This window comes from Nonomuraea sp. LP-02, assembly GCF_036289125.1.
Classification (GTDB): Bacteria; Actinomycetota; Actinomycetes; order Streptosporangiales; family Streptosporangiaceae; genus Nonomuraea; species Nonomuraea bangladeshensis.
Map to the genome: position 1 here is coordinate 6,595,808 of NZ_JAXCLK010000001.1, position 15,006 is coordinate 6,610,813.

Here is a 15,006-nt window from a genome sequence, read left to right on the forward strand (position 1 = left end):
GCCGGTAGCCTTTCCTTGTGATTGACCTGCGTACCCTTCGTGAGGATCCCGACCGGCTACGGGCTTCGCAGCGTGCCCGCGGCGAGGACGACTCCGTCGTCGACACGCTGCTCGACCTGGACGAGCGCCGCCGCGCCGCGCTGACCTCGTTCGAGTCCCTGCGCGCCGAGCAGAAGAGCATGGGCAAGTCGGTCTCCAAGGCGCAGGGCGAGGAGAAGGCCGCGCTGCTGCAGCGCGCCAAGGACCTCGCGAGCCAGGTCAAGGCGGCCGAGTCGGAGGCGGAGAAGCTCGGCGCCGAGCTCGACGACCTGGTGCAGGCGGTGCCCAACATCGTCGAGGAGGGCGCGCCCGCCGGCGGCGAGGACGACTACGTGGTCCTGGAGACGGTGGGGCGGCCGCGCGAGTTCGACTTCGAGCCGAAGGACCACCTGGAGCTGGGCGAGGCGCTCGACGCCATCGACATGGAGCGGGGCGCCAAGGTGTCCGGCTCGCGGTTCTTCTTCCTCAAGGGCCTCGGCGCGCGGCTGCAGCTCGGGCTGCTCAACATGGCGATGCAGCAGGCGATCGAGGCCGGCTTCACGCCGATGATCACGCCGGTGCTCGTCAAGCCGGAGACCATGCAGGGCACCGGCTTCCACGTCGCGCACGACAAGGAGATCTACCGGCTGCCCGAGGACGACCTCTACCTCGTCGGCACGTCGGAGGTCTCGCTGGCCGGCTACCACGCCCAGGAGATCGTCGACGCGGGCGCGCTGCCGCTGCGCTACGCGGGCTGGTCGTCGTGCTTCCGGCGCGAGGCCGGCTCCTACGGCAAGGACACCCGCGGCATCATCCGCGTCCACCAGTTCGACAAGGTGGAGATGTTCTCGTACGTGCGGCCGGAGGAGGCCCACGAGGAGCACCTGCGCCTGCTCGCCTGGGAGAAGGAGATGCTGGCCAAGATCGAGGTGCCCTACCGCGTGATCGACACGGCGGCGGGCGACCTCGGCATGTCGGCCGCGCGCAAGTTCGACTGCGAGGCGTGGATCCCGAGCCAGGGCCGCTACCGCGAGCTGACCTCGACCTCCAACTGCACGGAGTTCCAGGCGCGCAGGCTCGCCGCCCGCTTCCGCGACAAGGACGGCAAGCCGCGCCACCTGGCCACGCTCAACGGCACGCTCGCCACCACCCGGTGGATCGTGGCGATCCTGGAGAACCACCAGCAGGCCGACGGCTCGGTGGTGGTGCCCCAGGCGCTGCGCCCGTACGTGGGGCTCGACGTCCTCACGCCGGCCAAGCCGTAGCGTCCGGCGCCCGCGGGCTCACAGGTCCGCGGGCGTCTTCGCGGCGTCCTTCCTGACGAGCAACAGGTCCACGGCCAGCACCAGCGAGGTCAGCAGCGCGGACACCGCGACCGCGGCCCAGTACGACCCGAAGGTCCCGTCGGCCCAGCCCTCGAAGGGCAGGTAGGCGGCCAGGTAGACGAACGGCGCGCTGAGGACGCCCACGGCTATGGGCAGCGGGCGCGCCCGTCCCGCGATCAGCAGAATGGTGCCCACGATGAAGGCCGCCGGGATCGTGGCGAGCGCGAGGAACGCGAGCAGCCCCACGTGCCCGCCCAGGGCGGGCGAGACCGAGGAGGCCGCGACGCCCAGGAAGCTCAGGCAGGCCGCCGTCGTCACGGCCAGGTAAGCGCGGTGATAGCGGCCCAGCCCGGCTCCCGCGGCCCCGAACAGCACGCAGCCGGCCAGGAAGGCCGCCGTGACCGCCTCGGGGTAGGTGTCCGGGGCGCGCTCCGGCTCGCCGGGGTGGCCGAGCCGCCGCCAGGAGCCGGTCTCGTCGCGGAGCAGGATGCCCTCGCCGCCGTTGGCGACGACCACCACGTGCCCGCCGCGCCAGCCCTGCACGGCGAGGCCGCCGGAGCGGGGGAGGTCGTCGTCGTACTGCCGGGCGAGGCGGTCGAGGTCGTCGCGGGGCGGCGACCATGACGGGCGCCAGGTGTCGCCGCCGTCGTCGGACTGCTCGACCCCCAGCCGGCCGGGGGTGACGCGGTAGCAGCGGGTGGCCTTGTAGGGCACGCACATGGCCGTCGTCGGCCGCTTGCGCGGCCGGTCGGACGTGCTCTCGTAGACCCAGGTATCGCCCCTGTCCTCCGAGGTCCACGCGGCCGAGTCGTGGGTGTGGACGATGATGCGCTCGCCGCGTACCTCGACGGAGGCGGCCTCGGACGTGGCCTGGGGGGCGGCGCCGCTGGCGGCGACCGCGAGCAGGGCCAGCGGCGCGGTCAGCAGGACGCGCGCGCGGGGCGAGGACGGGGCGGCGAGGCTGCGGTTGCGTATCCACCAGGTGAGCGCGAGCGCCGGCAGGGCCAGCAGGTCCGTGGGATCGGCGAGGACGCGCGAAGGCCCGGCCACGAGGGTCCAGACATGGGAGGCGGCCTCAGCGCCCGTCTCCGTCGTTTTCACGAGCGCGAAGAGCACTCCCGTGGCCAGTGTGGCGGCCAGGTCGGCCCGGCGCAGGAAGAGGAGTGCCAGCAGCGGGGGCGCCACGAGCAGGCCGGCCACGTCGCTGAGCTTGCCCGTCACGAACCCGGGCCAGGCCTGCTTGAGCAGGTGGTCGTTGACCAGGAGCACGATCACCCCGGCAACGGTCACGGGATGACATAACCACGCGTACCTCATGTAGAGATCGACGCCCGCCGGAGCCCGCGCGTTCGGCGGGCGGCCCACTCGTGACCAACCCGACACATGCGAAAGCCGGGGTCCGCTGGACGCGAACCCCGGCTTTTACTTGCTAACTAACAGGTCAGATGGCGCGGACCTGCGAGGCCTGCGGCCCCTTCTGGCCCTGCGTGATCTCGAACTCGACCCGCTGGCCGTCTTCGAGGCTGCGGTAGCCACTGCCGACGATCTCGGAGAAGTGCACGAACACGTCCGGCGCACCGCCGTCCGGGGCGATGAAGCCGAAGCCCTTCTCAGCGTTGAACCACTTGACGGTTCCCTGAGCCATAAAAGCTCTCCCTCAGGATGTGAATCTATGGGACCCACACCTCGTGGGTCCCGGTGTGTCGTACAGCAAGCACCCGGGGTGGCTCAGACAATGTCATGCTGGTTTTCACTACGGGATCAGCTAATACAACGCCATCACATCTAACACCATTCTGGCGCGTCGGTGTTCCGTCCGATCGAAGATTTCTGTCAGGCGGCCTCACCGGGCAAACTGGAACCTGTTATGCGCAGCGACCCGACACCCCGCCTTGTGGCCACCGACCTGGACGGAACCGCCCTTCGCCGGGACGGAACCGTGTCTCCCCGGACCGTCGCGGCCTTCGCCCGCGTCGAGGACTCCGGTGCCATGCTCGTGTTCGTGACCGGCCGGCCGCCCCGGTGGATGGGGGGTGTGGCGGGTGCGGTACGTCACCACGGGCTCGCGATCTGTGCGAATGGGGCCCTGATCTACGACCTGCATACCGAGCGGATAGTGGAATCCCACCTCATCGAGGCGGAGGTCCTTGAGGAAGTCGTCGCTCAGCTAAGAGCGAACGTGTCCGATCTCGTATTTTCGGTCGAGTATGAAGCCGGTTTTGCGCATGAGTCCGATTTCCTGGACCGCCGGGCGGTCGAGGCGCGGGCAGCCGCCTCCATGACCGCCCGCCCCTGCGCCAAGCTGCTCGCCCTGCACCCCCACATGGACGCGGACGAACTGCACGCCGTCGTGCACGACCTGGTCGGCCACCTGGTGACGGCCACCCACTCCAGCCGGCGGGGGCTGATCGAGATGAGCGCCCAAGGTGTGACCAAGGCCACGGCGCTGGCGGCGTTCGCCGAGGAGCAGGGCATCGCGGCGGGCGAGGTGGTGGCGTTCGGTGACATGCCGAACGACCTGCCCATGCTGGGCTGGGCAGGCACGTCGTACGCCGTCGCGAACGCGCATCCCGACGTGCTGGCGGCGGTCGACCACGTGACCGCGACCAACGACGAGGACGGCGTCGCGCAGGTGCTGGAGAAGCTGTTCTGACCCTCGGGCGGGGGCGGGAGACGGCTTACAGGTAGGGCCCGGAACCCCCGTGGGGACGCCCGGACTCGTCCAACGGCTGCGGCACGCCGGGCAGCGCCCTGCGCATCTGCTCAAGCTGCGCACGGGCCGCCATCTGCTGCGCGAACAGCGTGGTCTGGATGCCGTGGAACAGCCCTTCGAGCCAGCCGACCAGCTGGGCGTGCGCGATGCGCAGCTCGGCCTCGCTCGGCGGGGCGCCGGTGTCGTCCGTGAACGGCAGCGACAGCCGCTCGAGCTCCTCCACCAGCTCCGGCGCCAGGCCGTCCTCCAGCTCCTTGATCGAGGAGGCGTGGATGTCCTTCAGCCGCTTGCGGCTGGCCTCGTCGAGAGGAGCCGCGCGCACCTCCTCCAGAAGCTGGCGGATCATGCTGCCGATGCGCATCACCTTCGCCGGCTGCTCGACCAGCTGGGTGACCGAACGGTCCTCTTCGCTGCTATCGCCCTGACTTCCCTGGAAATCGGGGCCGACCACCACGATGTGAGGGGTGTTGTTGTCCTCAGCGTTCATAACACTCACCGTACTAGCAGGATCTTGCCGACGTGCTCCCCGGAATCCAACATACGGTGCGCTTCGGCAGCATCGGACATGGGGACTTCGGCGTACACGACCGGGCGCACCGCACCCCCCGTGACCAGCGGCCACACGTTCTCGACGACGCTGCGGACGATCGCGCCCTTCTCGTCCACCGGCCGGGCGCGGAGCGTGGTGCCGTGCACGGAGGCGCGCTTGGCCATGAGGGCGCCGAGGTTGATCTCGGCCTTGCTGCCGCCCTGGAGCGCGATGATCACCAGCCGGCCGCCGGTGCGCAGGACCTTGAGGTTCCCCGCGAGGTATTTCGCCCCCATGATGTCGAGGATGACGTCGGCCTGGACCTTCTCGGCGAAGTCCTCCTCGCGGTAGTTGACGACCTCGTCCGCGCCGAGCGCGCGCACCCGCTCGGCCTTCTCCGCGCTGCCGACGGTGGCGACCACGCGCGAGCCGAGCGCCTTGGCGAGCTGTACGGCGAACGTGCCGATGCCGCTGGCCCCGCCGTGCACCAGCAGCGTCTCGCCCCTGCGCAGCCGGGCCAGCATGAAGACGTTGGACCAGACCGTGCAGGCGACCTCCGGCAGCCCGGCGGCCTCCTTGAGCGGCACGCCCTCGGGCGCCGGCATGACCTGCTGCCACGGCACCGCTACGCGTTCGGCGTAACCGCCGCCGCCGAGCAGCGCGCACACCTCGTCGCCGGGCTTGAACTGCTCGACGTCCGCGCCGACTTCGGCGACCACGCCCGAGACCTCCAGCCCCGGGTACGGCGGCGCCCCCGGCGGCGGGTCGTAGTGGCCGCTCCGCTGCAGGACGTCGGCACGATTGAGCGCCGAGGCGGTGACGTCGATGAGGACGTCCCCCCGTCCGACCTCGGGGTCGGGCACCTCGCGCCACTCCAGCACCTCCGGCCCGCCGGGCCGGGTGATCTCAATGGCTCGCATGCGATCCACGGTAGCCGGGCAAAGAAGTTGTGGGTTGGTGGGCTGGACCGGTTGCCAGCGCGTTAACCTGCAAGGTATTTGCTGCCCCTTTAGACCCACCCGAGGGGGAACACGGTGGCAAGACACGATCGAGAGGAATCTCTCGAGGAACAGCTGGCCTGGCTTGACGCGATCAAGGAGAGCGACGAGACCCCGGTCACCGTCGGCGCCTCGGCCGCGGCTGCCGACGAGCCGGTCTCGCCGTACCCCAAGGACCCGTGGTCGCTGGTTCCCGCGCAGCCCGACACCCCGGCGCCGACGCTGTTCCGCGCGGCCGCCGACTCCGTCGTGGCCGCCGACGCCGAGCCCGCCGCTGCCGCCGACGCCGATGCCGGATGGCTTGGCGACGCGGCCACCACGGACATCACCCGCGAGGCACTGCGGGAGATCAACCGGGACCAGCCGCCCGCTCCCGCCGTGGACGATCCGTTCCACGCGCCGCTCAAGCCGCTGCCGCGGCCCGAGGACACCGACGCGTACGGGCTGACGTTCAAGCCGTCCCCCGAGCCGCCCGCGGCGGACAGGCCCGAGGAAGGACGCCAGGACGCGCCCGAGGACCGTCCCGAGGAGCGGCGCGCGGACGAGACCTGGCCGCCGGCCGACTGGTCGCGGCCGTCGGAGCCGGGCGGATGGCGGCGGGGGGCGTTCGAGGAGCCCGCGCGGGCCGAGGAGCCCGCGCAGGAGGAGCAGCCGGAGCCCTGGGCCGCCACCCAGCCCAGGAACGAGCCCCCGAAATGGGGCCAACCCGACTCAGGACCCCAACCGGAGCCTCACGCCGCGTTCAGCACCGAGCTGAGCGGCGCCGACCCACGTTCTGAGTCCCGCGCCGGGTCCCCTGGTGAGGGCACGCCCGGCGACCGGCCCGCGGGTCCCGTCGCCGGCCTCCCCAAGGACGAGCCCGCCCCGCAGACGAACCCCGCCCCGCAGACGAACACGGCCGAGACCGCCGGGCACCGCACGGAGCGGCCCCACGAGCCCGCGGCCTTCGAGCAGGAGCTGCCCCTTCCCGAGCCGGCCCGCCCCGACCCGCTCGGGTCCGGCCCCTTCGGACCCGAGCCGTCCCGCTCGAAGCCCTCCGGCGCGGAGCCGTCCGGCGGCGAGCGCCCGGCGAGCGAGCCCGCTGGGAGCGAGCCGCTTCAGCGGCAGGACCGCCCCCAGTGGACCGAGCAGCAGGAGTGGCGCCCGGCGGAACGTGACATCCCGCCCGTCGTCCGCCGCCGCCCGGCCCCCGTCCCCGTGTTCACCTCCCCGCCCCGCCCGCCGGTCACCGGCCGCCCGACCGCCGACAGTCTCGACCCCGAGACCCTGCTCCGCGGCCGGCGCAACGCCCCGTCCAAGGGCTGGCGCCGCCTCGTCTACAAGGCGTCCGGCGGCTGGATCAAGCCGGGCGAGCCGCCGGAGGTCCGCCGCCGCCGCGAGCTGATGAACCGCGCCCGCACCCCGGTCACCACCGGCCACCACCGGGTGGCCGTGCTGAGCCTGAAGGGCGGCGTGGGCAAGACCACGACCACCGTCGGACTCGGCGCCACGCTGGCCCAGGTGCGCGGCGACCGCGTCATCGCCGTCGACGCCAACCCCGACCGGGGCACGCTGTCCGACAAGCTGGTGCTGGAGACCTCGGCCACCGTGCGCGACCTGCTCAACGAGCGCGACCAGGTCAAGCGCTACGTCGACATCAGGGCGTTCACCTCGCAGGCGCCGTCCCGGCTGGAGGTGCTGGCCTCGGACCGCGACCCGTCGGTGTCGGAGGCGTTCAGCGGCGCCGACTACCAGGCCGTCTCGCAGGTGCTGGAGAACTTCTACTCGATCTGCATCACCGACTGCGGCACCGGCCTGCTCCACTCGGCGATGGGCGGCGTGCTCGGGCTGGCCGACCAGATCGTGCTGGTCAGCTCCCCGTCGGTCGACGGCGCGCGGGCGGCCTCGGCCACGCTCGACTGGCTGGAGGCCCACCACTACGGCGATCTGGTGAAGAACGCGACGGTGGTGCTGTGCAGTGTCCGGCCGCGTTCGAAGTCGGCGGTGGACATCCAGAAGCTGGAGGCCCACTTCGCGGCCCGGTGCCGGGCCGTGGTGCAGGTGCCGTACGACCCGCACCTGGAGGAGGGCGCGGAGATCGACCTGGACCGGCTCCAGGACAGCACGCGGGAGGCCTACCTGAAGCTCGCCGCGCACGTGGGCGACGGCTTCGCCACCCTGAGGGAGTGAGCGGAGGGTGTGGGATTCGAACCCACGAGGCCATCGCTGACCTGGCCGCTTTCAAGGCGGCTGCACTCGTCCACTATGCGAACCCTCCTGTGCGGAAACCACGATAGCGGCTGTGATGACGCCGGTGTACGTTCAGGAGGTGGCGGATCTCGACGTCGAGGTGGAGCGCGGCGGCCCCCGCGCGCGCGTCCACGTGATCGGCGAGCTCGACAAGCTCACCGCGCCGTTGTTGAAGGAGAGCCTGACCGCGCTCTTCGCCGAGGGCAGGGTGGACGTCGTCGTCGACGCGAGCCTGCTCGACTTCTGCGATTCGAGCGGCCTGTGGGCGCTGGTCGAGCATCAGCGCCGGGTCGCGGCCCATGCCGGCTCGCTGACCCTGGTTGGCGTGCACGGGGTGCTGGAGCGGGTGTTAGAGGTGACCGGGCTCAAGGCCGTCTTCGACGGTGTGGTGCCGGCCTAGCTGCGACAGCAGCCAGCTCGGGCCCACGCACTCCGCGCCCAGCTCGCCCACCCGCTGCCGCAGCTCCCGGTCGGCGGTGACGACGAGCACCCGCTCCCAGGGCCGGGCCTGGCGTACGACCTCGACGATCGTGTCGTCGCCGCTGCCCGTGGCGGGCACCACGTGGACGCCGGGCAGGCCGGGCACGTCCTTGGCCGCCCCTTCGACGATCGCGACGACCCTCGGGAACCACTGCGCCAGCACCGGATGCCGCAGCCCGAGCCCGGCGACGTCCTCCAGCAGCCGCGCGGCGGCCCCGGCCCGGTCGCGCCACCAGCCGTGCTCGGCCCGCGCGCCGACGATGTTGGCGACGTCGAGGACGATCGTCTCCGGCTGGAGCATCCCCTGGATGGTGCCCCACGTGGCGGCGAAGCCCGGATGCAGCTCGCGCGCGGCGATCTCGGGCAGGGCGACCCAGCGCAGCTCGGTGCTCTCCTGGTTGGCGGGGGCGGCGTCCAGCAGCTCGGCGGTCTCGGCGATCACCGTCTCGAACGCCCACCCGCCGTGGTCGTCGAGGTAGACGCCCTGCACCCGCAGCTCGTCGGGGCCGAGCGCGGCCTCCTCGCGGGCCTCACGCAGCGCCGAGGCGACGGCGTCCTCGTGGCTGTCGCGGGCGCCGCCCGGCAGCCCCCAGGTGCCGCCGTGGTGGCTCCACCAGACCCGTTTCTGCATGAGGACGTACGGAGTGCCGACGGGGTCGTGGTGCACGAGCAGGAGCCCCGACGCTCCGTGCAGCCCCCAGTGCCGATGGCCCTGCGCGCACTCGATCCAGCCGTCGCCGTCCTTAGCCGCCATGGCGTGATTGTGTCAGCCTCCGCCCTTCGAGAAGTGCTGGAGGTCCTTGGTGCCGGACCAGTAGCCGCCCCACTCCCAGCCGACCTGCGCGAACGCCTTCACGACCTTGTCGCCGGGATTGATCACACCTTTGCCCTTCATCGGGCGCTCGGTAAACTTTTCGGCGTTTTTGTGCGCCGTGCTGCCACTTGCGGTGACATATGGGTTTTCGCGGGGGTTGACGTCGATCGCCTTGCCGTAGGCGTGGTTCGACCAGTTGCTGGACCCGGTCGCCCGCCGGCAGTTGAAGGCCGAGGTGTTGTCGGCCTCGATCGAGGCGAAGTCGTCGGCCTTGAAGGCGTCCACGAGCTTCATCTGCCTGATGGGCCAGCGCCACCCGTACAGCTTCCTGAAGACCGTCACGATGTCGTCGGTGACGCTCTTGTGCACCACGAGCTCGCCGGTGTGCGGCTTGTCGTCGAACCCCCAGTACGACAGCGTCACCAGCCGCAGATCCCGGTAGCTGACCGGGCAGCCGGGCCGCCAGGAGTAGGGCAGGCGGTCGCGCGCGACGGCGGTCACCTTCGCCGCGAACGCGGGCGGCGCGGTGGCGCTCGGCGAGGCTGTGGGCGTCGCCGTCGGCGACGCCGGAGCCGATGTTGAGCTCGCAGGCGGCTCCGGTGAGGGAGCGGACGATGCGACGGGCGGCGTCGCGCCGCACGACACGGTCGTGAGGGCCACGAACGCCATGGCGACAGCACGCTTCATCTAGCCACCATATGCGACGTCTTGCCAGGTCAGGGGACTATCAGCACAGTACGGCGAGCCCGTTTCGCCAGCGCGCCCGCCACCGACCCGAACAGGGAGCGCCGCGAGCGCCCCACCACGATGGCGTCGGCCATGTAGGAGCTGGCCAGCGTCTCCAGCTCGCGGGCCGCGTCGCCCCGGACGCTGACGAACCGCCACGGCACGCCGCTGCCCCTCAGCTCGTCCTTGAGGTCCTCCGTGAGGTCGGCCGCCGAGTCGGGGATGATGGGCGAGCCGGCGAAGAACCACAGGGACGCGCTGTTCAGCGACTCGACGAAGACGACGAGCAGCGAGGCGTTGTCCCTGCGGGCCAGCCCGGCCGCGTACGCGAGCGCGTTGCGACTCGGCCCGGACCCGTCGAACCCCACCACCAGCAGGCCGGCGCCGTCCTTGCCGATCTCGAACGCCCCGTCGGGGAGCCGGCCTGCCAGCGGCTCCCAGCGGGGGTCGACGTCACCGCCGGACACGGCGCTCTCGCGTCAGCTCTCGGCGTGCTTGCCGCGGCGCGCGAGCTCGCGCAGGGCGTCGGCGGCGTAGACGACGAGGGCGACGAACGCGATCCCGATGAGGCCGCCGCCGACCCAGAGGTCGTTGACGGTCGCGTCGGCGTACTCGGCGCCCCTCGGCTGGTAGCCGACCGCGAACGGGGCCGCGACCAGCCACAGGCCGCCCAGGAACAGCACGACCAGGGCGCCTACGCCCAGCTTCGCCTTCATCGGTTCTCCTCCGTTCCGACCAGGGTGGTCCTGCCGTTCTGCCGGTGCTCGCCGCCGGCGCGGTCGGTCCGGTTCAGGTCCTCGCGAAGGGCCTCGACGAGCGGGGCGAGCAGGGTCGCCAGCTCGGCCGAGGACGCCTGCGGCGGCGCGGCCGGCACGATCTCGGGCTCGGGCTCGACCCGGCGCGGCTTCACGACGACGGCGCCGCGGACGACCAGGTCCTCGTAGATGGCGAGGGCGAAGCTGATCGCGCCGGCGAGCCCCACGACGGCCACGCCGAGACCGGTCCAGAACTCGGAGGTGGTGATGTCGGTCCAGTCACGGTTCTCCGGCTGACTGCCGAGGGCCCAGGGGGCGATCATCAGCCACAGCCCGGCCAGCACGGCCAGGGTGGAGGCGACGGCGCCCACGAACTTGCGAATCATTGGGGGATTCCTCCTGTGACGAGGTCTTTCTGTGCCGGCGTGGCCTGCGCGAGCAGGGCGCGCGAGGTCGGGCGCAGCACCGTCTGCGCCACCGATCTGGCGCGCTCGCGCTCGGACCTGGCGTCCTCGGGCGCCATCCTGGCGACCGCGGTGAGCAGCGCGGACGGCTCGCCGTTGGCCCGCTCGACCCGCTGGGCCACGAGCTCCAGCAGCAGCCCGGCGAGGACGAGGTCGTCCTTGCTGAGCGGTTGCGGCTCGGCGGGCGGCGTGGTGGAGCCGCGCAGCGGCAGCTCCTTGAGGAAGAGCGTGGCGATGAAGCCGAGCAGCGCGATGGGCACGCCCACGATGAACACGGTCTCCAGGCCGCGGGTGAACGCCTCCAGCACGATGTTCTTGAGCGGCCCGGGCAGCGCCTGGATGGCGTCCGGGCTGCCGAGCTTGACGTCCCCGCCGCCGCGTACCTTGATGCCGGCCTCCGCGATCAGCGTGGCCATCTCGTCCTTGAGCCGGCCTGTCAGGATGGCGCCGAACGCGGCCACGCCGACGGCGCCGCCCAGCGAGCGGAAGAACGACACGCCGGACGTGGTCGAGGCCATGTCCCGCAGCTCGGAGCCGTTCTGCGCGGCGAGGATGAGCATCTGCATGGAAAGGCCCAGTCCGACGCCGAGCACGGCCACGTCGAAGCCGATGAGCCATTCGCTGGAGTCGACGTGCAGCCGCGACAGCATGAACAGCCCGATGGCCACGATGAGCAGGCCGGCGACGGGGAAGATCTTCCACTTGCCGGTGTTGGTGACGATCTTGCCGGAGATGACGCCGGACAGGAACAGCGCCACGACCATGGGCAGCGTCATCAGACCGGAGTTCGTCGGGCTCATGCCCTTGACGATCTGCAGGTACTGCGGCAGGTAGATCATCGCGCCGAACATCGCCATGCCGACGAAGAGCGAGGCGAGGCTGGTCAGCACGAACGTCGGGTTACGGAACAGCCGAGGCGGCAGGATCGGGTTCTTGGCCGTGCGCTCGGACAGCACCGACAGCGCCAGCATGAGCAGGGCCGTCGCGGCCAGGAAGTACGTCCAGAACGAGTTCCACTTGAACTCGTTGCCGCCGAGCGTGAGCAGCAGCATGAGCGCGCTCGCGCTGGCCGTGATGGTGGTCGCGCCCCAGATGTCGATGGAGGTGTTGCGCTTGACCGGCGGCAGCCGCAGCACCTTCTGGATGACGATGAACGCCACCGCCGCGAACGGCACCACGACGTAGAAGCACCAGCGCCAGCCGAGCCAGTCGGCGTCCACGATGAACCCGCCGAGCAGCGGTCCGGCGACCGTCGAGATGCCGAAGACCGCTCCCATGTAGCCGGAGTACCGGCCACGCTCGCGGGGCGAGACGATGTCCCCGAGGATCACCTGGGAGAGCGCCGACAGACCACCCACGCCCAGGCCCTGCACGGCACGGGCCGCGATGAGCTGTCCCATGTCCTGCGAGAGGCCCGCCACCAAGGACGCCGACACGAACAGTCCCAGCGCCGTCTGGAAGAGCAGCTTGCGCCCGAACAGGTCGGACAGCTTGCCCCACAGCGGCGTGGAGACCGTCATCGTCAGCATGGTGGCGCTGGCCACCCATGAGTACTGGTCCTGACCGCCGAGCTCCCCCACGATCGTCGGCAGAGCCGTGCCCACCACCGAGGTCGAGATCATCGACGTGAGCATCGCGAGCATCAGCCCGGACATGACCTCGAGGATCTCGCGGTGGGTGTAGGTCCGCTTCACGGGGGGAGCTGCGGCGTGCGCTTGGGCTACCAAGACACCACATCCCCTTCATACCGTTTTTACCCGACGCGAGTATACGCATGTTTACTAGCCGCGCGGCAAGCGGGGGTCAGCACACCCTCACGTGAGTAGAGTGCGGAACATGGAGGCCCAGGTGACCGAGAGCCAGGCGACCGAGAGCAGGCCGCGCGGGCGCGAGGCCACGCGCGAGCGCATCCTGCAGGCGGCGCGCACGCTGTTCGGCGAGCAGGGATACGAGCAGGTCACCGTCCGTATGATCGCCGCCGCGGCCGACGCGAACATCGCGCTGGTCGGCCGCTACTTCGGCTCCAAGGCCGGGCTGTTCGCCGCGGTCCTGGAGGGCGAGCCCACCATCGACTGGCTGCTCGAAGGCGGGCGCGCGGAGCTGCCGCGCCGGCTGGCCGAGTACGCCGCCGAGCGCATGCGCCGCCCCCCGGACAGCCCGATCCTGCGCGCGCTCGAACGCTCGGCCCGCCATCCCGAGATCGTGGACGTGGGCCGCGAACGCCTGATCACCGCCGTGCTCCAGCCGCTGCAGGCCCGGCTCGGCGGCGGCCCCGACGCGCTGGCGCGGGCCCGCATGGCCACCGCCGTCGTCCTCGGCGTCGGCGCCACGCGCCGCCGCCTCGGCCCCGCGGTCCCCACAGATCGCGACGTGGACCGGCTCACCGAGGTCTTCCGCGCCTGCCTGGAGGAGTGAAAGTTTCACCTCTCGCGCCCGCTCTGGCCTGCGGCGACGTGCCCGCGAGCGGTCGGAGGTCTTTGAAGCGGCGTGAACGGCTACCTACCATCCGTGGTGCCGGTGGGAGCGCTCCCACACAACCAACGGAGTGATTGCATGTCTCGCAGAAGGCCCGTGCTGGCGGCGTTCCTCACGGCGGCCGCCATGGCCGCGGCCGGGGCGGTCGTCATGTCCTCGTCCACCGCCCAGGCCGCCGACTCCGCTTTCTACGTCGACCCCCAGACCAACGCCGCCAAATGGGTGGCCGCCAACCCGGGCGACAGCCGCACCCCCGTCATCAGGGACCGCATCGCCGCCGTGCCGCAGGGCCGCTGGTTCGCCAGCTACAACCCGTCCACCGTGCGCTCCCAGGTCGACGCCTACGTCGGCGCCGCCGCCTCGGCCGGCAAGGTCCCCATCATGGTCGTGTACGCCATGCCCAACCGCGACTGCGGTGGCGCGAGCGCCGGCGGCGCCCCCGACCACTCCTCCTACCGGGCCTGGATCGACCAGATCGCGCTCGGCCTGGCCGGCCGCCCGGCCACCGTCATCCTGGAGCCCGACGCCCTGGCCATCATGACCAACTGCATGAACGCCTCCGAGCAGGCCCAGGTCAAGGCGTCCATGGCGTACGCGGGCAAGAAGCTGCGCGGCCAGGCCAAGGTCTACTTCGACATCGGCCACGACGCCTGGCTGTCGGCCTCCGAGGCCGCCTCGCGGCTCAACGGGGCCGACGTGGCCAACAGCGCCGACGGCATCGCCGTCAACACCTCCAACTACCGCTCCTCGCCCGGCCTGGTGTCGTACGCGAAGAACGTGATCTCCGCGACCGGCGTCTCCCGGCTCAAGGCCGTCATCGACACCAGCCGCAACGGCAACGGACCGTCCGGCAGCGAGTGGTGCGACCCGGGCGGCCGCGCCACCGGCACCTGGAGCACCACGAACACCGGCGACTCCGCGATCGACGCCTTCCTCTGGGTCAAGCCGCCCGGCGAGGCGGACGGGTGCATCGCGGCGGCCGGGCAGTTCGTGCCGCAGCGGGCGTACGACCTGGCCATCGCGGCCCCGCCGCCCACGGACGGGCCGACCCCGACCGTCACCCCCACGGTGACTCCCACCGTCACCCCGACCGTCACCCCCACCAGCGGCCCCTCCGGCTGCACGGCCACGTACCGGATCGCCAGCCAGTGGCAGGGCGGCTACCAGGGCGAGGTCGCCGTCAAGAACACCGGCTCGTCGCCGATCTCCGGCTGGCGGGTGGGCTTCACGCTGCCGAGCGGCCAGACCATCACCCAGCTCTGGAACGGCAACCTCTCCGGCTCCAGCGCCGTCACCGTCACCAACCTGTCCTGGAACGGCAACCTGTCCGCCGGCGCCGGGACCACGTTCGGCTTCCTGGTCAACTCCAGCGGCCAGAACACCACCCCGTCGCAGGTGACCTGCACCGCGTCCTGACCGTCGGCCCGCCGGGCCCCGCGCTCCGGGGTCCGGCGGGCGGCTGAAATATCCGCGCCCTCGT

Annotated in this window: 16 protein-coding genes and 1 tRNA gene; 6 read left to right on the forward strand and 11 right to left on the reverse strand. The window is 71.5% G+C overall.

Translation table 11 applies throughout. The features are described 5' to 3' along the window. The first annotated feature begins 17 nt into the window (after positions 1–17). Complete coding sequence (gene serS / locus SMD20_RS31080; protein WP_329588170.1) at positions 18–1,283, forward strand: serine--tRNA ligase; 1,266 nt, start codon at positions 18–20, stop codon at positions 1,281–1,283. An 18-nt stretch (positions 1,284–1,301) separates the two neighbouring features. Here serS and SMD20_RS31085 read toward each other — a convergent pair whose 3' ends face one another. Together SMD20_RS31085 and SMD20_RS31090 are read right to left on the reverse strand one after the other, a co-directional pair. Then, positions 1,302–2,633 (reverse strand): hypothetical protein, encoded by a 1,332-nt coding sequence (locus SMD20_RS31085; RefSeq protein WP_329588171.1) that lies wholly within the window; start codon positions 2,631–2,633, stop codon positions 1,302–1,304. A gap of 151 nt (positions 2,634–2,784) precedes the next feature. Next, entirely contained in the window at positions 2,785–2,988 is a 204-nt protein-coding gene (locus SMD20_RS31090; RefSeq protein ID WP_091081014.1) for a cold-shock protein, read from the reverse strand. A gap of 249 nt (positions 2,989–3,237) precedes the next feature. On the opposite strand from SMD20_RS31090, the gene SMD20_RS31095 reads away from it, so the two are divergent. After that, positions 3,238–3,996, forward strand: coding sequence for a Cof-type HAD-IIB family hydrolase (locus SMD20_RS31095; protein ID WP_329588173.1), 759 nt, complete (start codon positions 3,238–3,240; stop codon positions 3,994–3,996). Between the two features lie 25 nt (positions 3,997–4,021). On the opposite strand, the gene SMD20_RS31100 is transcribed toward SMD20_RS31095, so the two are convergent. Beyond that, a complete protein-coding gene (locus SMD20_RS31100; protein ID WP_329588175.1) occupies positions 4,022–4,543 on the reverse strand; it encodes a bacterial proteasome activator family protein in 522 nt (173 codons plus the stop codon). Between the two features lie 5 nt (positions 4,544–4,548). Continuing rightward, entirely contained in the window at positions 4,549–5,505 is a 957-nt protein-coding gene (locus SMD20_RS31105; protein WP_329588177.1) for an NAD(P)H-quinone oxidoreductase, read from the reverse strand. Positions 5,506–5,619: 114 nt separating this feature from the next. Here SMD20_RS31105 and SMD20_RS31110 point away from each other — a divergent pair, with 114 nt between their 5' ends. Next, entirely contained in the window at positions 5,620–7,752 is a 2,133-nt protein-coding gene (locus SMD20_RS31110; protein WP_329588178.1) for a MinD/ParA family ATP-binding protein, read from the forward strand. 1 nt (position 7,753) lies between these two features. Here SMD20_RS31110 and SMD20_RS31115 read toward each other — a convergent pair. Then, positions 7,754–7,840 (reverse strand) — tRNA-Ser (locus SMD20_RS31115). A gap of 27 nt (positions 7,841–7,867) precedes the next feature. Between SMD20_RS31115 and SMD20_RS31120 the strand changes: the two genes are divergently transcribed. Beyond that, positions 7,868–8,212, forward strand: coding sequence for an STAS domain-containing protein (locus SMD20_RS31120; RefSeq protein ID WP_329592730.1), 345 nt, complete (start codon positions 7,868–7,870; stop codon positions 8,210–8,212). Here the strand turns inward: SMD20_RS31120 and SMD20_RS31125 are convergent. From SMD20_RS31125 to SMD20_RS31150, 6 genes are read right to left on the reverse strand one after another with little or no spacing between them, the layout of a single operon-like run. Next, positions 8,162–9,046 carry an NUDIX hydrolase gene (locus tag SMD20_RS31125; protein WP_329588181.1) on the reverse strand — a complete coding sequence of 295 codons (885 nt, stop codon included), beginning with the start codon at positions 9,044–9,046 and terminating at the stop codon, positions 8,162–8,164. The genes SMD20_RS31120 and SMD20_RS31125 overlap by 51 nt on opposite strands. A gap of 12 nt (positions 9,047–9,058) precedes the next feature. Further along, positions 9,059–9,793: a M15 family metallopeptidase gene (locus SMD20_RS31130; protein ID WP_329588183.1), complete on the reverse strand. Its 735-nt coding sequence runs from the start codon at positions 9,791–9,793 to the stop codon at positions 9,059–9,061. A gap of 29 nt (positions 9,794–9,822) precedes the next feature. After that, positions 9,823–10,299: a universal stress protein gene (locus SMD20_RS31135; protein WP_329588185.1), complete on the reverse strand. Its 477-nt coding sequence runs from the start codon at positions 10,297–10,299 to the stop codon at positions 9,823–9,825. Between the two features lie 12 nt (positions 10,300–10,311). Then, positions 10,312–10,548, reverse strand: coding sequence for a hypothetical protein (locus SMD20_RS31140; RefSeq protein WP_329588187.1), 237 nt, complete (start codon positions 10,546–10,548; stop codon positions 10,312–10,314). Beyond that, complete coding sequence (locus SMD20_RS31145; protein ID WP_329588189.1) at positions 10,545–10,973, reverse strand: hypothetical protein; 429 nt, start codon at positions 10,971–10,973, stop codon at positions 10,545–10,547. The genes SMD20_RS31140 and SMD20_RS31145 overlap by 4 nt, the downstream gene beginning before the upstream one ends. After that, positions 10,970–12,745, reverse strand: a complete 1,776-nt coding sequence (locus tag SMD20_RS31150; protein WP_329588191.1) for an MDR family MFS transporter — start codon at positions 12,743–12,745, stop codon at positions 10,970–10,972. Before SMD20_RS31150 ends, SMD20_RS31145 begins: the two co-directional genes overlap by 4 nt. A gap of 142 nt (positions 12,746–12,887) precedes the next feature. Between SMD20_RS31150 and SMD20_RS31155 the strand changes: the two genes are divergently transcribed. Together SMD20_RS31155 and SMD20_RS31160 are read left to right on the forward strand one after the other, a co-directional pair. Beyond that, the gene (locus tag SMD20_RS31155; RefSeq protein ID WP_329588193.1) at positions 12,888–13,466 is read left to right on the forward strand and encodes a TetR/AcrR family transcriptional regulator; all 579 of its coding nucleotides are present in this window, start codon (positions 12,888–12,890) and stop codon (positions 13,464–13,466) included. A 138-nt stretch (positions 13,467–13,604) separates the two neighbouring features. After that, the gene (locus tag SMD20_RS31160; protein ID WP_329588195.1) at positions 13,605–14,942 is read left to right on the forward strand and encodes a glycoside hydrolase family 6 protein; all 1,338 of its coding nucleotides are present in this window, start codon (positions 13,605–13,607) and stop codon (positions 14,940–14,942) included. Positions 14,943–15,006: the final 64 nt, after the last annotated feature.